Here is a 19,225-nt window from a genome sequence, read left to right on the forward strand (position 1 = left end):
TTCAAAGCTGAAAAAAAACCCCGGTCCAAAAGACCGGGGTTTTTTTACGTTTCCAACTTTGCGACGAATTACCTCAACGCCACCGCCGTACCAATGAACATGATTTCACCGGAAGGTCGATTGCCCAAAGGTGATCCTCCTGCCGGCTCCAGCGTGACTTCAAACAATTGCTTCTCTACCAATTCAGGTAAATTGTTTGCGGGCACCACCATCGGCTTGCCCCATTCCATCAGCCCCAATGAAGTGGGCGCTGGGTCCGAAGGTGCTTTGGTCCACAATTGCAGCGTTTTGCCCATGTTGGCCGGGTTGCCCTCAATCGGAAGGTTGCCGATTTGATACACACGAATGGTGTCATCTGGCATGGCTTCGACCAACCACTCGGTTGTTTTGTCGGGGCTTTTCATCACAGCAACATAACGTGGGCCATCATTGGGCGCTTGGCCTGCACCCAGCAACTGCACACCCAGCACCACCGCAGCAGTGCTTGCAGCAACCGCCCAACCTTTCCAAAGCCATGCCAGAGGAGCAACTGAAGCTGTTGTCTCGCTTGCACGGGTCAATGAATGGTCTACCTTGGCCCACACTTTGGCACTAACTGGCTCTTGCTCGAATTTTCGGGACATGGCGGCAAAGTGATCCGTCCAGTTGCTCACCTCTTTGGCGAGTTCTGGGTCCTGGTTCAAGCGGCGCTCAAAATCCTGTCGCTCAGCGTCTGTCATTACGCCGAGCACGTACTCACCAGCCTCGATAATCTTGGCTTCTGTCTGCGTCGTCTCTGTCATGACAAACACTCCTTCAATTTCAACAATCCCCGGCGTATCCAGCTTTTCACGCTGCCGAGGGGCGAATTCAGCCTCTGTGCGATTTGCTCATGGGTGTAACCATCAACAAAGGCCAACACAATGGCGTTGCGCTTGGTTTCGTCGAGCTTTCCCAAACACGCGCTTAGTTTTTCAGCTTCCTGGGCCAATTCCTGATTGTCGTTGGTCGACAGCTCGGGCACATCGTACTCTTCGGAAGACACTTCCATCAGACGCTTGCGTACAGAGTTTAACGCCTGGTTGCGAACCACCGTGTACACCCAACCACGCGCTGATCCCAAGGCGGGTGAATATAAGCGAGATCGATTCCAGACCTTGACCATGGCATCGTGTAACACCTCTTCGGCCAATTCACGCCGTTTCACGATTCTGTACGCCACCGAAAACAGCCAACGGCTGTCGCGCGCATAAATGGCCTGCAACGCAAATTTTTCGCCTCGAGCACAGGCCAGAAGCGCAGCCTCATAGTCAAAGTCGCTCGGGTCTGGAGAATTTTTTTCGGTCACGTTAACACTACTCGCAGCAAGATCAAACAGATGCAAAAGAAAGGGCAAAACAGGTTTGCCCACCCGCTTGGGTTACCAGACAACACCGGAATCAATCTTCAAGCAAAGCACGAAGCATCCAGGCTGTTTTTTCATGTATGTCCATGCGCTGGGTCAGAATATCCGCAGAAGGCTGATCATCCCCGTCTTCAATGATCGGAAAAATCTCGCGGGCTGTACGCGCAAGCGCCTCGTGGCCCTTGGCCAGAATTTCCACCATTTCCATGGCCTTTGGCGGCTTGGCGGGCGCATCTTTCAAGGTGCTTAATTTTGCGAACTCGGCGTAAGAACCCGGTGCATGAAAACCCAGTGCTCGAATGCGTTCCGCAATTGGGTCCACTGCATTCCACATTTCGGTGTATTGACCCATGAACATGGTGTGCAGGGTATTGAACATTTTGCCAGTCACATTCCAGTGGAAATTGTGCGTGGTCAAATACAAAGTATAGGTTTCAGCCAACAGGCGGCTAAGGGCCTGAGCAATAGCTGCACGCTTGGCATCGGGAATGCCGATGTTGATTGAAGGCATGTCGGGTTTTTTTGCTGCTGCTTTTGCCATCAGAAAACTCCTTTACGTACCAATGAATTCTTTATTGACCCAAGGGGTTGGAAATAGTTGCCACCCCGTTGATGTGCACAGATCCAAAGTACAGTTTGCCATCAAAGGGCGTGACCTGCGTGATGTAATGGTAATAAGCCCCCGCCTTCTCGGCTTGCAGGTTGGCAATCACTGTACCCTGGGGATTAATCGCCAGGGCCATGGCCTTGGGCGAGATCGGAAATTGAATGTAATTCAGTAATTTTGCCATTGCTTTTCGAACAGCTGGCTTGCCTGCCAGCGAATCCAGCAAAGGGTCACGTAAACTGGGTACTGCCACCCAGTAATTGCCGTCTGTGTCGGTGCGAATGTTGTCGGGAAAACCAGGCAAGGCGTCGATGAAAATATCGCTGGTCCCGGCTTTCTCGCCTTGCAACCAGTATCGAACCACGCGGTATTCACCCGTTTCATTCACCAATACATAGTCGCCCGCTTTTGACACTGTGACACCGTTTGCGAATTGCAAGCCACTGAGCAGCGTCTTGGTTTCGCCCGTTTGAAAATCGTATTGAAGCAAGCGCCCGTTTGGACCATGTTCAAGAATATCCAACACGTAATTATTCAGATCAAACTTGCTGGACGCGTCTGAAAAATAGGCGTAGCGACCATCGGCACTCACCGCCACATCGTCTACAAACTTGAAGGGCAAACCTTGCGACTCGGTGCTCAACACCGACACCTCGCCTTGCTGCGTCACTTTCAACAGGCCTTTGATTGCATCGGCCACCACCAGAAATCCGTCAGGATGAAACACCAAACCCAAGGGGCGGCCTTTCGTATTGGCAATCAAATCGAAGGGGGTTGTTTGCGGACTTTCGGGCACTTGCAGTTTGACGGGGTCGAACCGAACAATCTCGCCAGTGTTCATGCCGGTGTATAGCAAACCATCCGCCCCCGGAGCGATCGATTCTGGCTGCAACAGGTTGTAGGTGCCAAATACCTCGGCTTTTTCAAGCAAGTTATTGCTTGCATAGGGGCCGGAAGTCAGGCTGGGCATGGGCGCCGGATTCCAGGCCACAGGCTCTACAGGAGTAGAACCAAACACTACAACACCACCAATCACCGCCACAGGCAGCAAAACTGCTGAAATCAAAACTTTGCCCAAAGCACGCATATTGTTGACACCTTGTAATTTCCGTTAGCATGGATGATATCGGAGGAAACAAGCCGAACCGCCAAAATAATCAGGAGACCGGTTGTGAATTTTGAACCCAGCGCCAAAGCGCAAGACTTTGTAAAGCGCGTTCGCGCCTTCATGAAAAATGAAATTGCCCCGCTTGAAGCAGCCTACTGGGACAAAATCGACGCCCAGTGCAACGGTCGGGAGTGGGTCAACTGGCGCATTCCCCCTGAAATGGAAGCCCTGAAAAGCAAGGCGCGCGAAGCCGGTTTGTGGAATATGTTTTTGCCCGATGACAAACTGGGCGCAGGCTTGACCACCATGGAATATGCGCTGATCGCTGAGGAAACAGGCCGTAGCCTGATGGCACCCGAGGTGTTCAACTGCAACGCCCCGGACACCGGCAATATGGAAGTGCTGTGGAAGTACGGCAGCGACGCACAGAAGAAAGAATGGTTGGAACCCCTGTTGGCGGGCGAAATCCGATCTGTTTTTTGCATGACCGAACCCGATGTGGCCAGCAGCGATGCCACCAATATGCAGGCCACCGCCACACTGGAAGGTGATGAGGTGGTGATTAACGGCACCAAGTGGTGGAGCAGCGGGATTGGCGACCCGCGTGCAAAAATTGCCATCGTGATGGCTCGCACCGAAAACCCTGACAAGGACCGCCATCACCAGCACACCATGGTGCTGGTGCCATTGAACACACCTGGCGTTTCCATCAAACGCATGCTGCCCGTGTTCGGCACCTACGATGAACCACATGGCCACGGTGAAGTTGAATTCAGCAATGTTCGCGTGCCAGCCATCAATGTAATTGCCGGGCTAGGCAAGGGTTTCGAAATTGCACAAGGCCGCCTGGGCCCAGGCCGCATTCACCATTGCATGCGCTGCATTGGCGCAGCCGAAGAATCGCTGGATTTAATGATCAAGCGCGGCATAAGTCGGGTTGCATTTGGAAAGCCATTGATTAATTTGGGTGGCAACCGCGAGCGTATCGCTGAAGCCCGTTTGGCGATTGATCAAGCGCGTTTGCTCACCTTGTATGCGGCCTGGAAGCTCGACCAGCTTGGTGCACTGGGTGCAATGACTGAAATTGCAGCCATTAAAGTGGTGGCGCCCAACGTGCTGGAGCAAGTGGTGGACATGGCCATTCAAATGCACGGTGGTGCGGGTGTAAGCCGCGACACACCGCTGTCGGGCTTCTACATTCAGGCCCGCAGCCTGCGCCTGGCCGATGGCCCGGATGAAGTACATAAAGGCGTGATTGCCAGAATTGAGTTGATGAAGCGAGGTTTCAAATAATGACTGAGCTTTCAAAATCAGTCAGTGACTCAGTGCTCGACAAAGGCAGTACGGTTCGAAAGGGTGAAGAACTAAATACCGATGTGGTTACGGGCTGGCTGCGCACGCAGGGTTTGACACTGAGCGACGAGCCTGAATTGACGCAGTACTCTGGCGGCGCATCGAACTGGACCTACCGGCTAAAATATCCCGAAGCCGATTTGATTTTACGCCGCCCACCCAAAGGCACCAAGGCAAAAGGCGCGCACGACATGGGCCGCGAGTTTCGCATTCAAAGCCTGTTGAGGCCCGTGTATCCCTATGTGCCCAATATGGTCGGCCACTGCGCCGATGAGTCACTGATCGGCAGCGAATTTTATGTGATGCACCGCATTGAGGGCATTATTCCGCGCAAGCACATGCCGCGCGGTGTGCAACTGAATCGTGAGCAGGCCAGGCAACTGAGCATTAATTTTCTGGACCGTTTGATTGAGCTGCACCAAATCGACATTCACGCCAGCGGGCTGGACAGCTTAAGCAAAGGCGGTGGCTACACACGGCGCCAGCTAGATGGCTGGAACCAGCGTTACGACAAGGCACGCACCTGGAATGTGAGTTCATTCAACAAAGTGCGCCGCTGGCTTGATTTGAATTGCCCAGAAGATGTGAAGCTGTGCATGATTCACAACGACTGGCGTTTGGACAATGTGGTGTTGAGTCCGACCAACCCCACTGAAATTATTGGCACGCTGGATTGGGAGCTGGCTACGGTGGGCGACCCATTGATGGACTTGGGCAGTGGGATTACCTACTGGGTGCAGGGTGACGACAACTTCTTGATGAAGATGTTGCAACGCCAACCCTCCAATTTACCAGGCATGATGACCCGGCAAGAAATGGTGGATTACTACATGCAAAAAACCGGTATTCACACCAACAACTGGACCTTCTACGAGGTATTTGGTTTGTTCAGAATTGCCGTGATTGCCCAGCAAATTTATTACCGCTATTACCACAAGCAAACACGCAACCCGGCTTTCAAAAACTTCTGGATCATGGTGAATTATTTTGACTGGCGCTGCAAATCGCTGATCAAAAAACTGGGCTGAACACACATGGGTACTATTTACTTGGTTCGTCACGGGCAAGCCAGCTTCGACAGCGCAGATTACGATCAACTGTCGGAGCTTGGTCAACTGCAAGCCGCACAATTGGGCGCTTGGTTCAGGGCGCGAAAAATTCACCTGCATGGCTATTTCAGCGGCAGCATGAACCGGCATTTACAAACGGCGCAGGCCTTTGCCAACACCTATGGCGTGTTCAAGGAACCAATACAACACGCAGGCCTCAATGAGTATGACCATGAAGCCATTTTGCAGGCACTGATTGGGCAGTACGACGATTCCGATGCGTTTGAAAAACAGGTGATGCAAAACACCGACCCCCGCAAGGCTTTTCAGCAAATTTTCGAGAAAGCCATTGCGCGCTGGGTAAGCGGGGAACACGATGCCGATTACCCGGAAAGCTGGCGTGCGTTTAAAACCCGCGTCATGAGTGGTTTGGGCGCAGTGACTGCGCAAGCCACGCAATTGAAACAAGGCACGGCCTCGGCCAATGTGATTGTGTTTACTTCAGGTGGGCCAATTACGGCTGTGGCGCAAAACCTGTTGCAACTTCCAGATACAAACGCATTCAACCTGAACTGGATGATTACCAATTGCAGTGTCAGCAAGCTACTGTTTGGGCAACGGGGAATCAGCCTGGCAAGTTTTAACGAGCAAGCCCACTTTGAAGGCGAAATTGCAGGTGTGTTGGCAGACCAGGCCAACGGGCTGGAAGCATTCGCTGCCAAACCCAATGGCCTGATCTCTTATCGCTGAGTTTAGTTGGCTTTCTTGATCTCGGTCACGGTGTAGTTCGAGCCTTCCTGCTTCACATTGAACTTCACTTTGTCACCTTCTTTCAGGCCTTCCAGCATGGCTTTGTCGGCCACACCAAACACCATGGTCATGGGTGGCATTTCAACACTTTTGATTTCGCCGTGTTTCACGGTGATCTTGCCGGTGTTCTTGTTGATCTTGCGAATTTCGCCATCGGCCATTTCAGTGTTGGCGGCCATGGTTTCTTTCACCTCTTTGGCACCACCATGGTCGTGGCTGTGACCACCTGCATGGTTGCCCGCATAAGCCAGGCTTGAGCCCAACAAGGCCAAAGTGATTGCACTCAGTTTGATTGTGTTGTTCATGGTATTGCTCCTTCAAAAATTTAGTTGGCGATCACAGTAATTGTGCCCACCATGCCAGCCTGAAAATGGCCCGCGATCAGGCAGGCAAATTCAAAAGTGCCCGCCCTGTTAAAAGTCCAAACAATCTCCCCGGTTTGTCCTGGATCCACATGGGCCATGTACGGCTCATCGTGTTCCATACCAGGGAACCTCAACATCAACTCTGCATGTTTTGTATTTTCGGCTTGGGTGCCAATCACAAATTCATGCAGCAAAGTCCCCGTGTTGCGCACCACAAAACGAATGGTTTCGCCCTGCCTCACTGTCAGCTTTTCCGGGCTGAAACGCATGTCATCGCCCATGCTGATATCCACAGTTTTGTTGGCGGATTTTGCATCGCCCGCAATACCCCAGTCTGTCTGTTCTTTCACAACCGGGGCGCTGCCATGCTTTTTCTCGCCGTGGGCCTGGGCAATACCCTGCACACCTGCAAATAACGCAACACTCGCAATTAAGACACCCAGCAACTTCGACATTTACATTCCTTTACTTGCGTTACACGCTCAATGGCCGGAATGACCGGTGGGTTTGCGCACTTGCAGTTCAATGTGCGGCTGATTCTTCTGCGCAAGCTTCATGCTGGGCGTACCCGCATTGCTGCTGCGCGCAGGCCGGGCCAATTCACCAGTGAACTCGTACGCCACTGTGCCCTCTGGGTGCTTGTACCAACCGGGGTCGGAATAGTCACCAGGCTTTTGGTCCTTCCGCACTTTCAGCATGCTGAACATGCCGCCCATTTCCACCGAGCCAAAAGGGCCCTCCCCGGTCATCATGGGAATGGTGTTGTCGGGCAGGGGCATTTGCATTTCTGCCATGTCGGCCATGCCACGCTCACCCATGGCCATGTAGTCTGGAATCAGGTTGGTGATTTTCCTGGTCATGCCCCGGTGATCCACGCCAATCATGGTGGGCACATCGTGGCCCATGGCATTCATGGTGTGGTGGCTTTTGTGGCAGTGAAATGCCCAGTCGCCCTCCTCGTTGGCAATGAATTCCATTTGCCGCATTTGGCCCACGGCCACATCCACCGTCACTTCCGGCCAGCGGCTACCCTTGGGTGTTGGGCCACCATCGGTGCCCGTCACTTCAAACTCATGGCCATGAATGTGAATGGGGTGATTGGTCATGGTCAAATTACCCACGCGTAGTCGTACACGGTCATTTTTGCGCGCAACCAGCGGTGAAATGCCGGGAAACAGGCGGCTGTTCCAGGTCCACAAATTGAAGTCGAGCATGGTCATGATCTTCGGCGTGTAAGCGCCAGGATCAATGTCGTAGGCATTGAGCAAAAAGCAATAGTCGCGATCCACTTCGCTGATCAACGGGTTTTTGTTTTTGGGGTGAGTCACCCAAAAGCCCATCATGCCCATGGCCATTTGCACCATTTCATCGGCATGCGGGTGATACATGAAGGTACCGGGCCTGCGTGCCTCGAATTCATAGACAAAAGTTTTGCCTGCCGGTATGCCGGGCTGGTTCAAACCTGTTACCCCGTCCATGCCGTTGGGCAGGCGCTGGCCATGCCAGTGAATGCTGGTGTGCTCAGGTAACTTGTTGGTTACAAAAATTCGCACGCGATCGCCTTCCACCACTTCAATGGTGGGGCCTGGGCTTTGGCCGTTGTAACCCCACAAATGCGCGGTCATGCCCGGTGCCATTTCCCGCAACACAGGCTCTGCCACCAGGTGAAATTCCTTCACGCCCTTGTTCATGCGCCAGGGCAAGGTCCAACCATTCAAGGTGACCACCGGGTTATAGGGTCGGCCCGTGTTCGGCACCAAGGGCGGCATGGTGTCGGGTGAGGTTTGCAAAATGGGTTCAGGCAAAGCGCTCATGGCGACCTTGCTGACACTGGCCGCAGCCACTGCACCACCTGTCAGGGCGGCGGCTTTAAAAAATTCTCGTCTGGAAGTCATGTTTATAATCCTTTTACTTAGTGACCACCACCAGCGTCGCCGCCAGCACTTGCTGCTGCGCCACTGACCGATACCATCATGGGCTTGCCCACGACCGTGGCTTGCAATGCGGCATCCGCTCGCCAAAAATCCGCTTGGGCATTGATGGCTTGAACCACCGTGTTCACCTGATCACGGCTGTCTGCCAACAGCTCGAACACACCAATGAACATGCCGTTGTAACGCAGCACATTTTCATCGGCGATGGTTTGCCGCAACGGAATGATTTCATCGCGATAATGGCGGGCAATGTCGTAGGTAGTGCGGTAGGCAGAATAGCTTTCACGCAGGGTAGATTGCGCGCCCCGCAATGTGGCCTCCAGCCGGTTGGCCGCAGCCAGTGTGTTGGCATTCATGGCATCGCGTTTCATGCCACCCCAGTCAAAAATTGGCAGGCTAAGCTCCAACTCGTAACCTTTGACATTGCCGCGCTCACCGCTTTCATTGTCAAACACCGTGTCGTAACGCACACCCGCCTCAAGGTCCAGAAAACTGGCCACATTGCCCAAGCCCTGTGCCTTGGCACTGGCATCAAAACCCTGTTTCGCCATGCGCACATCCAAACGATCTTCTGCGTGCCTGGCCACTTCAGCAGGGGCTTTGGGCGCTTCAGGCAAATCGGGTAGTCGATCTGGCAATTTCAGTTGTGTGGTTTGTTCAGTGTTCAGGCCCAGCATGCGCACCAAGGCTTCTCGGGTTGCTGTGGCTTTGTGTCGGGTCGCAGCCAGGTTCACGGCTGCATCGGCGTAAAAGCTTTGCTGTCGGGCACGCTGAAGGCGCGTGAAATTGCCCACTTCCTGCATGCGGCGAGCCAGCTCTGCGCTGGTCTGTGCGCTTTCAAAAACCTGTTGGGCGTAGCTGTGTGCCTGTTTGGCCGCCACGGCATCCACCCAGGCTTGGCGTACCTGTGTTACCTGGTCCACCACACTGCTGGTCAATTGCAACTGCGCACGATCAACCTGAGTACGGGCAATGCCCTGGCGGGCCGGGAAACTGAGCAAATCCAACAGCCCAAAACTCAGCAATCTGCCAATTTCCAGTTCGCTGTTAAAACGAAGTCGCTCAAACGCAAAAACCGGGTTGTGAATACGGCCACCTTGCGCAGCCTGTGCAGCCTGCACCCAGTTTTCAGCCAGTACAGTTTGAAACTGGGGGCTGTGGGTCAACATCAGCTCCACGGCGGCTGGCTGGCTTAGTGGCTCTTTCAGAATGTCGTTGGCTTTGCTCGCCATGGCCTGGCGTTGTTCATCGGTTTGAACAAGGCTCAATTTGCCATTGGTGAAACCGGTCAATTCCTGATTGGTTTGGCTCACCGATTCATCGATATTCACGCTTGCACAACCTGCCAGCACCAACACAGCCGCGGCCGCAGCAGTTTTTTTCAACACAAATGGCATGTTCATTTTGCGCCCCCGTGTTGGTGACCGTGTTGGTGCTTCGCAGGTTCTTGTGTTTCTGTGGGTTTGCTGTTTTCGGTTTTTTCGTAAGGCTCCCGGGCGTAAACGCGCCAGCCTCCAATTTCATCAACCAATTGATTTGCATTCGGCCAATTTTTTATTTCAGGGTCGTTGTAGGGCTGATAAGCCTCGAACGCAGACTGGTATTCAAGCTGTGGTGCGGCAGTTTCTGCATGCGCAGGCAAAGCCATGGCAAGCAGCGGCAGCACGAATAAGGGTTGGAACTTCATAGATCCTCGCAATCATTCAATACACAAGGCATGCAGGGCTTTCATCCCACGCATGCCCACGAATCAAATGGCGAGTGTTTTGGGCGGTCGGTCTATTCGGCGCGTGTCGGCGGAATGGGGAAGTTGTGGCGCTGAAATTGGGTGTAGGGCAGCCTGTTGTACCGCTGCGAAACTGGTTTGAACCGGTGCAAACAACACCACCGCGCAGGTGGGCGCACAATTGCAGCAACCGTGCAGCGACTTCATTAGTTTTTTGGAGGAATCCGGGTCGGTGTGATCACCTGAACCCATTGAATGCATGCTGTGGTCCATGCCGTCGTGGTGCATCATTTCAGCCCCACTGGTGGTCGAATCGCCTTTCAAATGACAGGCGAACATGCTGGCCTGCGCCATGCCTTGAACAGGCAACGCAAACAGCATCATCCACATCAGAAAGGTTCGTACCACTTTTGTCATAGGTCGCAACATAACATTGTCGGTCAGACTCGGCAAGTTAGGGAAAGTTGCAGTAACTACCCCAAAGCCTCATTGATTTCACCTTGCGCTTTCAATTCTTCAAGCAGCAGGGCACGCACCACTTTTGTTTCAATGCTGTCGGGCTGCAGCAGATTCATGCGCTCAAGAAATGGCTGGGCTGAAGCAGGGGGGTTGGCCGCAAGCAAAGCTTTCATGGCCAATTTCCATTTTGGTGTGCTCGCAGCACGCGCCTTTACTCGCTTCAAGGCTTTGGCCAGCGCCCACTCCACGGGCGTGAAGTCGCTTCCCAACGGAAAAGGAGCCAATACCCCTGAACCGACAAACTGACCCAAGCTAGAATTCAGCGCACCGGGGGTGTTATTCAAAAACTCAGCAGGAATTTCATAGTCAGATTCAATTTTTCCGGCCTTTTTGGCTTGCGCCAGCAAGTCCGCCTGAAAACGCGCATCCGCGATGTGGATCAAAGCCTTGGCCACCTGAGAATCCGACTTGCCCCGAAGATCGGCAACGCCATATTCGGTGACAACAATGTCGCGCAGGTGGCGCGGTATGGTGCAATGTCCATAGCTGAAAACAATGTTGCTGCTTGGCGCATCGCCCTGCCCATTCTCCCGTACGGCACGAATCATCAAAATACTTCGACCCGTGGGCAACTTGTGGGCCATCGAGACAAAGTTGTACTGCCCCCCCACACCAGAGATCACTCGCCCGTCGTCCAAGCCATCTGACACCACGGCGCCACCCAAAGTCACCATAATGCCGGTATTGATAAAACGGGCATGTGTGCGTTGTTCGCTATACAGCACGGGGTTCAAGTCGAGCTGGTTCACATGCTCCACGCCCAGCATGTGGATGGAATCACGTTCCGTCTCGGGCATGTTGCTTAATGTGGAGTACATCGAGCCTGGTCCCAAGAAGAAGCCTGCATGCAGCACAATGCCCTGCTTCAAACTGCGGCCAAGACCACTGGCCTGCAATGCGATCCGGGTGGACTTGTCAGCGAAATTGGCCAGAACACGCTGACCGTTGGGCAGCACCAGCCATACCCCCTCATGCAACACGCCTTCCTTGAACAGGCCATGTTGTTTCAATACCGAGAAGTCATCGGGAGAAATTTCCCGAACTCCGATCTCGGCCAGATCATCCAGCACGGTGGGCTCAAGTTGCTGCGGGTTACAGCGACCCAGGTTGATTAACTTTTGCAATGCCCAGTGCCCGTATACCTTGCGTTTTAAAACCCCGGTTTGCATCAAATGCAAAAAGCCGTCCACAAACATTTCAGTGGCACCATAAAGCCCGCCATCAAATGGCGTGTGTCCGCCGATCTGCTCGGCAAATACCTGGCTGGCATTGGGCCGGTTCAGCGCATTCAAAACGTTGCAGTAATTTGAATTGTCCGTTTGGCGCAAAGCCAGCGCATGTACTACGGCATCACCCAAAGCGCCAATGCCCACTTGCAGGGTGCCACCGTCTTTCACCAGTGCACTGGTGTAAAAACCCAAGGCATAATCGGCAAGGTCAACGGGCAACTTGGGTGTAGAAAACAAAGTGGTGTAGTAGCGCGAATGGTCAACCACCACATCGAAAACATTGGCTGGAACCACTGCGCTGTGCCCCATGAAGGGCAAACGTTGATTCACAACCCCCACTACCAGGTGTGTGCGACCACTGGCCTGCAGCATGCGCACCAGCTCAATGGATGTGTCGGGGTTACAACTGAGTGAGTAATGCGTGGCCGGGCCATCGCCGGGCTTGCAAACAGCCTGCATGGTCAGGTTACAACCCATGTTGAAAATATCCCGGGCTGCAGTGGTGTAATTGGTGCTCACATAGTTTTGTTGAGCCGCCAAATTGTTCATGCGGCTACCCGGTTTGAAGAAAAACTCCTGCACCTTCACATTGGCGGGCAATTGGCTGTTGGTCGCATCGACTGCATACAACAAGTCGGGGCAATCAGCCCACACACGTTCAACAAAAGGTGTCAGGAATGCTGCTTCTACGGCAGACCCAGCAACCGGCTTTTCCAGCGAAAGCGCGGTCAGTATGGTCAGGTTGATTGAAGGGTCGGCCTTGGCACGCAGATACAGTGCATTGATCAATTCGGGCGGTTTGCCCAAACCCAGCGGCAAACCAACTCGAATTTCCTTGCCCAGGCGCTGGATGATTTCATCCACACACTGCTCAATATGATCCAGAATCAAGGGCTTCGTTGTGCACTGTGTTGGCATGAATTCTCGCTCAGTTTATGCGGCCACCTTCATGTTTGCGGCAATCGCGCTCGCAGCCAAAGCCGCTGGGGATTGGTCCAGATAAGCCTGGGCCATGTCTGTTGAACCTTCTTTTGAAGGATCGTACCACGGGCTGAAATACGGCAGCTGTTGCAACACCAGCCACAGGGGGTTGGGCAGCAATTGCCTGCGCGAGGCCTTGAACCACTCCACCCACATCCAGGGTTTGTACACCGCAGGTTTTTTCTTCGCAAAACGGGGATCTTGCCCGGCAATATTCGCTGCGCCATCCACCCACAAACCAATAATCATGGGGACCACAATCGCGGCCAGGTAATAACGCGACAAGTAATCCCCACCCAGGTGTTTGTACAGGTCGAAGGCAACACTTCGATGCTCCACTTCTTCGGCGCCATGCCAACGAATCAGGTCCAGCATCACCTGGTCTGCGTTGATCTCGTCCCACTTTTTGTTTTCCAGCGCGTACATGCCCAAAACGCAAGTCATGTGTTCAATGGTTGCCACCAATCCCAAACGGGCCAGCATCCAACGGCGCTCTAAAAGCGCAGGTACTTTCTTTCCGAATGGCTTGTCATCCAGCACCACGTCAAACAACCATTTCATCAATTGCTGGTTGCGTTCGGTGTTGATGCCCCGCGCAGCCAGATATTCCTCGGTGGCAGAACTGTGTCCGCGCGCATGCATGGCCTCTTGCTTGATAAAACCACGCACATCCTCTTTCAATTTTTCATCCGTCACGAAAGGCAACGCCTTGTTGTAAAGGCGGCAGAACCAAAACTCGCCAGCGGGCAAAATCAGGTTGATTTCATTGATGAAATAGCTGGAGAACGGCTCATTGGGTAACCAGTCGATCGGCGTTTCCGACCAGTCAAACTTCACATTGCGCTGTTTCAGTACGGTGTCTGTGTTCGACGCAGGACGCGCGGTTTTTTTTCGTGCAGCAGTGGTTGTGGCGGTCATGGTGGGTCTCCAACAGCTATGTTTAGGATGACATTCTTTGATGTCATGGTTTGATCATAACCGTGAAGTTACAGAACCGATAGGGGATTTGCTCTACCGCAGTGCGGCAAATCATGCAGCGTGAATGCTGCATGATTCTCACTCTATGTCAGGCTGTGGAATCCTTCACAGTCGTCGACTTGCCATTGGTTTTCACAGACTCAATGCCGTTGTCGCAGCCTGATTCTGTGGCATACATCTGGCTGGAACCAATAACCTGATGATTGGCAGCTTTCAAATTGAAATGATGCTTTCCGTTGGCAGCCACTTTTTTCTCGTAACGAGCGGCATCACCACAGTTTTTCTGAACTGATTCAATGCCGTTCTCAGCCGCTGCTCTGGTTTTGTACAGCTCGCTGGTCAAAATGGTTTCGTGGTTGCCTGCTTTCAACACAAACCTGAACTGACCATCGCTGCTTTTGCTCAAATCAAAATAACCTGCCATCTCCAACTCCTTTGCATGAATTATTGGTAAATGCTGTGGGTTAACCCAATTTGGTTATATCACAGGCCGGTGAAAGTTCAATACATAAAGCAAAAACGGCGGCCAGTTGCCCGGTCGCCGTTTGACTATTAACTTCAATTAAAAGCTTATTCCTTCAAGGCCACTTGGTCGGCATTAAAGCCACCGCCCAAGGCGCGAATCATGGCCAGGGTTGCACCCTGCTGGCTTTGCCAGGCCGAGGCCCAGCTTAGCTGTGCATTCAGCAAATTACGCTGGGCGTCCAGCAATTCAAGCTGATTGGCCACGCCATTGTCTACGCGCAATTGCGCCAAACGCACCACCTGGGTCAGGGTTTGAACCTGCTCCTGACGGGCTTGCAGCCGCTCGCGGGCTTCACGTTGTGCCACGATGGCGTCGTAAATTTCCTGGAATGCCCTTCGAACACTCGCTTCGTATTGCAACACGGTTTGATTGCGGCGAGCAATGGCCGCATCTCGTTCATTCGTCAAACGACCTGCCTGGAAAATAGGCTGCGTGATCTGTGACTGAAAACTCCAGATGCGAGCCGGGCCACTGAACAAATCGCTCAGATCAGCACTTTCCCGACCACCGAACGCACTCAAACCAATGGTGGGAAAAAAGGCTTTGCGTGCCGCTTCAAGATTGGCCTCACCGGCCAGCAATTGTTGTTCAGCAGCAGCCAGGTCGGGGCGGCGCAACAGCAATTCGGAGGGTGTGTTCTCCGGCAAAATGAACAGGGTAGTCAAGTTCAGGTTGTCGACACCCAACGGTGGCAATTCAGGGGTGTTTCCACCCACAATCACCGCCAGTGCGTTTTCAGCTCGGGACAACTGCTCACGGGTATCGGGCAACTGCGCACGCACCGCCAACAACTCCGCTTCCGTTTGGCGCAATTGCAACTCATTGCTCAAACCCACGTCGTAACGTTGCTTGGCCAGCTTGTAGGCGGAATCGCGGCTTTCCAGTGTTTGTTCCAGCACTTTCACCTGAAGGCGTAGTACACGCACCTGGGTGTGCAAGGAAGCAGCGGTTGCGGCAACACTTAAACGAGCGCCACGCACGTTGTAGCCTTGCTGCATAAAACTGGCACGTGCTGAGTCTTCGAGCGCACCAATTCGGCCCCACAGGTCCAGTTCCCAACTGGCACCGACGCCAATCTGATTGCTTTGATACACGTTCTGACCACCAAACACAGGCACGTTACCGGCCTGCGAAGGGCGGTTGCGGCCACTGGTGAACTGACCAAAAATAGAAGGCCATTGCTGCGATTTGGCGATGCCAAGCACCGCACCCGCTTCATTCAACCGTTCATTGGCAAGGCGCACATCGGTGTTGTTCTTCAAGGCCTGCTCAACCACGGCAATCAAACTGGAATCACCCAACAGTGACCACCACGCCTCGTTTTGAACATCCTTCATGCCGATGCCCTTGACGTTGTCCGGCACCACAACCTCAACGGGCTGCTCGGGCTTGGCGGTGAATTTTTCCAGCAAAGGAATGCTGGATGCACAGCCGGTCAAGGCCAGGGTCAAACCCAAGGCAATTGCTGTTTTTGGAAGGGTTTTAAACATGCTCGCCCCCTTTGTTCGTTGTAGATTGATTGGATGAATCATTTGCTTCCTCTTCATCACCATGGTGTCGCCCACCTTTCTCACTTCTGTCAATCAGACGGTAAAACAGGGGCACAAAGAAAATGGCCAGCAGGGTAGCTGCGGTCATGCCACCCATGACACCGGTACCCACCGCAGTACGTGCGCCAGCACCAGCGCCGCTGGAAAACGCCAGCGGAACCACACCTAGAATAAACGCAAACGAGGTCATCAGGATTGGGCGGAACCGCAAACGGGCCGCTTCCAGAGAAGCATCAAGGGCGCTCATGCCTTCTTCACGTTTCAACACAGCAAACTCGACGATCAAAATTGCGTTCTTCGCAGCCAGACCCAACAAGGTCACCAAGCCGATCTGGAAGTACACATCGTTGGTCATGTCGCGCATCCACACAGCCAGCAGCGCGCCGAATATGCCGAAAGGCATGGCCAACAGCACCGAAAACGGCAAGGTCCACTTTTCATACTGGGCAGCCAGAATCAGGAACACCATCAGTGCACCCAAAATCAACGCGAAGCTCGATGATCCTGCTGAACGCTTTTCCTGAAAGGACGCGCCTGAAAAGTCATAACTGAAATCATCGGGCAACACTTCGGCTGCAATGTCTTCAATGGCTTTAATGGCCTCGCCAGAGCTGATCCCTGGTGCGCCACTGCCCAACAGTTTCACTGCAGGCAGATTGTTGAAACGCTCCAAAGTTTCCGGGCCTTGTGAAAACTCCACCTTGGCGAATGCCGAAATGGGGATCATCTCGCCTTTGTTGGAACGCACGTACATATTGCCAATGTCAGTCGGGCTTTTGCGGTATTGCGCATCGGCCGACATCAGCACCTGCCAGGTGCGACCAAACTTGTTGAAGTCGTTCACATAGTAAGTCCCCAAGCTTGCAGACAAAGTATCAAACACCTCATTGATGTTCACACCCATGGCGCGCGCACGTTCACGATCCACATCCACATAAAGCTGCGGAGTACCCGGGCGCCACAAGGTTTGAACACCCGCAAGGCGTGGATCTGCATTGGCTTTGGCAATAAAGTCGTTCATGACCTTGGCCAATTCGGCCGAGCCGCCTTCACCCCGGTTTTGAATGTAAAACTCAAAGCCACCGGCATTGCCCAAACCGAAAATGGGCGGTGGTGCAAATGCCAGCACCAAACCTTCTTGAATACCGGCTGTGCGGCCGAACAGTTCACCCACCAGGTCTTTGGTCACAGCCTCGCGTTCATCCCAATGGCGCTGGGTCACGAACATGGTGGCGGCGTTGTTCTTGAAGCTACCGCCCAAAAAGTCGAAGCCGGTAAACGCCACAGAATATTCATTGGCCGGGTTGGCTGCCACTGCATCCACCACTTCGGCCACTACTTTGTCGGTGCGCTGCAAGGTTGCGCCATCGGGCAAAAACACCGCTGCAATAAAGTAGCCTTGGTCTTCATCGGGCACCAGTGAACCCGGTGTGGCCCTGAACAAACCGGCAGTCACCACCAGCATCACCAAGAACAGACCGATACCAATGGCTGGGCGCATGCTGATGAACTTCACACCACCCACATAGCGGGTGGTTACGCGTGCAAACCAATTGTTGAATGCCGTGAAAAACCTGCCTGGCTTTTTGTGTTCATGCTTCAACATCAACACACACAATGCGGGGGTTAATGTCAACGCCACCACGCCGGAAACAATCACCGCGATAGAAATCGTGATTGCAAACTGACGATACAACTCACCGGTCAAACCACCCAGAAAACCAATTGGAATAAACACGGCCGACAACACCAACACAATGGCAACCACCGGGCCGGTTACTTCCTGCATGGCCTTAATGGCGGCTTTGCGGGCGCTTAAACCCTCCTCGTGCATAATACGCTCAACGTTCTCCAGCACCACAATGGCATCGTCCACCACAATACCAATGGCCAGCACCATGCCAAACAGTGTCAACGTGTTGATCGAATACCCCAGCACATACAAACCAGCAAAGGCACCCAGCAAAGAAACCGGCACTGCCATGATAGGAATCAATGTGGCACGCCAGTTTTGCAGAAATACATACACCACGATGAACACCAGAATCATCGCTTCAACCAGCGTTTTTACAACCTCACGAATCGACACCTCAACAAAGCGTGTGGTGTCATAGGGCACCGCATAATCCAGCCCCTCCGGGAAATCTGCTGCAATGTCATCCACCGTGCCTTGTACGGTTTTTGCTACCTCCAGCGCATTGGCGCCTGGCTGCAAGAACACGCCCACCAGTGTGGCTGGCTTGCCATTGATACGACCGGTGAAGTCGTAGTCTTTCGAGCCCAGTTCAACGCGGGCCACGTCTTTAAGACGCAATGAAGAACCGTCGGCATTCACCCGAATCAGGACGTTTTCAAATTCTTCAACATCTTGCAGGCGACCTTGCGCCGTAATGGTGTACACCAGCTCCTGACCATTGTTGTTGGGCGCCTGGCCCACTTTGCCTGCGGCAAACTGGGCGTTCTGCTCATTCAACGCGGCAGCAATGTCGCCCGCTGTCAGCTTCAACTGGGCCATGCGATCAGGCTTGATCCAAATACGCATCGCGTAGTCTTTCGCACCAAAAATCTGCACATTGGTGGTACCGGGAATTCGCTTGATGCGGTCGAGCACGTTCAAGGTCACGTAGTTCGAGGTGTAGAAGTCGTCGAAACGGCCGTCTTCAGAATAAAACGCCAACACCTGCAGGAATGACGAAGAACCCTTGTTCACAGTCACACCCTGCCTGCGCACTTCCTGCGGCAAAATGTTCTCAACCTGCTTCACCCGGTTGTTCACGTTCAGTGCGGCCTGGTCGGGGTCTGTACCAATCTCGAACGTAACCACAATTTCAACCACGCCACTGCTGGCCGAAGTTGAACTCATGTACATCATGTTCTCAACACCATTGATGGCATTTTCAATGGGCGCAGCCACAGTACTGGCAATTACCTCGGCCGAGGCACCAGGATACACAGCGCGCACCTGCACCACGGGCGGTGCAATTTCAGGGTACTGCGCAATCGGCAAACCACGCATGGCGGCCAAACCCGCCAGAATGATAAAAATGGACAACACGGCCGCAAACACAGGCCGGTCGATAAAGAATTTTGAAAACATGTGTTACCC

Annotated in this window: 18 protein-coding genes; 3 read left to right on the top strand and 15 right to left on the bottom strand. The window is 53.3% G+C overall.

Annotated elements, in window-relative coordinates; translation table 11 throughout:
• Positions 1-68: 68 nt before the first annotated feature.
• The 4 genes from FRIGORI9N_RS07405 to FRIGORI9N_RS07420 all read right to left on the bottom strand — a co-directional run bounded on the left by FRIGORI9N_RS07405 (position 69) and on the right by FRIGORI9N_RS07420 (position 3,057).
• Positions 69-782 (bottom strand): anti-sigma factor domain-containing protein, encoded by a 714-nt coding sequence (locus FRIGORI9N_RS07405; RefSeq protein WP_159569160.1) that lies wholly within the window; start codon positions 780-782, stop codon positions 69-71.
• Entirely contained in the window at positions 779-1,327 is a 549-nt protein-coding gene (locus tag FRIGORI9N_RS07410) for a sigma-70 family RNA polymerase sigma factor (protein WP_159569161.1), read from the bottom strand. The genes FRIGORI9N_RS07405 and FRIGORI9N_RS07410 overlap by 4 nt, the downstream gene beginning before the upstream one ends.
• A 91-nt stretch (positions 1,328-1,418) precedes the next feature.
• Complete coding sequence (locus tag FRIGORI9N_RS07415; RefSeq protein ID WP_159569162.1) at positions 1,419-1,925, bottom strand: Dps family protein; 507 nt, start codon at positions 1,923-1,925, stop codon at positions 1,419-1,421.
• Between the two features lie 31 nt (positions 1,926-1,956).
• Positions 1,957-3,057, bottom strand: coding sequence for an SMP-30/gluconolactonase/LRE family protein (locus tag FRIGORI9N_RS07420; protein WP_236550819.1), 1,101 nt, complete (start codon positions 3,055-3,057; stop codon positions 1,957-1,959).
• Between the two features lie 105 nt (positions 3,058-3,162).
• Here FRIGORI9N_RS07420 and FRIGORI9N_RS07425 point away from each other — a divergent pair, with 105 nt between their 5' ends.
• The 3 genes from FRIGORI9N_RS07425 to FRIGORI9N_RS07435 are packed head-to-tail and all read left to right on the top strand — an operon-like array spanning position 3,163 to position 6,251.
• Positions 3,163-4,392 (top strand): acyl-CoA dehydrogenase family protein, encoded by a 1,230-nt coding sequence (locus tag FRIGORI9N_RS07425; RefSeq protein WP_159569164.1) that lies wholly within the window; start codon positions 3,163-3,165, stop codon positions 4,390-4,392.
• Positions 4,392-5,480 (top strand): phosphotransferase family protein, encoded by a 1,089-nt coding sequence (locus FRIGORI9N_RS07430; RefSeq protein ID WP_159569165.1) that lies wholly within the window; start codon positions 4,392-4,394, stop codon positions 5,478-5,480. The genes FRIGORI9N_RS07425 and FRIGORI9N_RS07430 overlap by 1 nt, the downstream gene beginning before the upstream one ends.
• Before the next feature lie 6 nt (positions 5,481-5,486).
• The gene (locus FRIGORI9N_RS07435) at positions 5,487-6,251 is read left to right on the top strand and encodes a histidine phosphatase family protein (protein WP_159569166.1); all 765 of its coding nucleotides are present in this window, start codon (positions 5,487-5,489) and stop codon (positions 6,249-6,251) included.
• 2 nt (positions 6,252-6,253) lie between these two features.
• Here the strand turns inward: FRIGORI9N_RS07435 and FRIGORI9N_RS07440 are convergent, their stop codons facing one another.
• The 11 genes from FRIGORI9N_RS07440 to FRIGORI9N_RS07490 all read right to left on the bottom strand — a co-directional run bounded on the left by FRIGORI9N_RS07440 (position 6,254) and on the right by FRIGORI9N_RS07490 (position 19,216).
• The gene (locus FRIGORI9N_RS07440) at positions 6,254-6,616 is read right to left on the bottom strand and encodes a copper-binding protein (protein ID WP_159569167.1); all 363 of its coding nucleotides are present in this window, start codon (positions 6,614-6,616) and stop codon (positions 6,254-6,256) included.
• Between the two features lie 20 nt (positions 6,617-6,636).
• Positions 6,637-7,131: a plastocyanin/azurin family copper-binding protein gene (locus tag FRIGORI9N_RS07445; RefSeq protein ID WP_159569168.1), complete on the bottom strand. Its 495-nt coding sequence runs from the start codon at positions 7,129-7,131 to the stop codon at positions 6,637-6,639.
• 27 nt (positions 7,132-7,158) lie between these two features.
• The gene (locus FRIGORI9N_RS07450; protein ID WP_159569169.1) at positions 7,159-8,571 is read right to left on the bottom strand and encodes a multicopper oxidase family protein; all 1,413 of its coding nucleotides are present in this window, start codon (positions 8,569-8,571) and stop codon (positions 7,159-7,161) included.
• Between the two features lie 17 nt (positions 8,572-8,588).
• On the bottom strand, positions 8,589-10,013 hold the full coding sequence (locus FRIGORI9N_RS07455; RefSeq protein WP_371717151.1) for a TolC family protein: 1,425 nt from the start codon (positions 10,011-10,013) through the stop codon (positions 8,589-8,591).
• Positions 10,010-10,297: a hypothetical protein gene (locus tag FRIGORI9N_RS07460; RefSeq protein WP_159569170.1), complete on the bottom strand. Its 288-nt coding sequence runs from the start codon at positions 10,295-10,297 to the stop codon at positions 10,010-10,012. Before FRIGORI9N_RS07460 ends, FRIGORI9N_RS07455 begins: the two co-directional genes overlap by 4 nt.
• 63 nt (positions 10,298-10,360) lie before the next feature.
• Positions 10,361-10,753, bottom strand: coding sequence for a hypothetical protein (locus tag FRIGORI9N_RS07465; protein ID WP_159569171.1), 393 nt, complete (start codon positions 10,751-10,753; stop codon positions 10,361-10,363).
• A 56-nt stretch (positions 10,754-10,809) separates the two neighbouring features.
• A complete protein-coding gene (locus FRIGORI9N_RS07470) occupies positions 10,810-13,002 on the bottom strand; it encodes an acetyl-CoA hydrolase/transferase C-terminal domain-containing protein (RefSeq protein ID WP_159569172.1) in 2,193 nt (730 codons plus the stop codon).
• Between the two features lie 15 nt (positions 13,003-13,017).
• On the bottom strand, positions 13,018-13,983 hold the full coding sequence (locus FRIGORI9N_RS07475) for a metal-dependent hydrolase (RefSeq protein ID WP_201301425.1): 966 nt from the start codon (positions 13,981-13,983) through the stop codon (positions 13,018-13,020).
• Between the two features lie 148 nt (positions 13,984-14,131).
• Positions 14,132-14,467, bottom strand: coding sequence for a YegP family protein (locus tag FRIGORI9N_RS07480; protein ID WP_159569173.1), 336 nt, complete (start codon positions 14,465-14,467; stop codon positions 14,132-14,134).
• Positions 14,468-14,613: 146 nt separating this feature from the next.
• The gene (locus FRIGORI9N_RS07485) at positions 14,614-16,059 is read right to left on the bottom strand and encodes an efflux transporter outer membrane subunit (protein WP_159569174.1); all 1,446 of its coding nucleotides are present in this window, start codon (positions 16,057-16,059) and stop codon (positions 14,614-14,616) included.
• Positions 16,052-19,216, bottom strand: coding sequence for an efflux RND transporter permease subunit (locus FRIGORI9N_RS07490; protein ID WP_159569175.1), 3,165 nt, complete (start codon positions 19,214-19,216; stop codon positions 16,052-16,054). The genes FRIGORI9N_RS07485 and FRIGORI9N_RS07490 overlap by 8 nt, the downstream gene beginning before the upstream one ends.
• Between the last annotated feature and the right edge of the window lie 9 nt (positions 19,217-19,225).

The organism is Limnobacter sp. 130, assembly GCF_902506325.1.
In the GTDB taxonomy this organism is placed as follows: domain Bacteria; phylum Pseudomonadota; class Gammaproteobacteria; order Burkholderiales; family Burkholderiaceae_B; genus Limnobacter.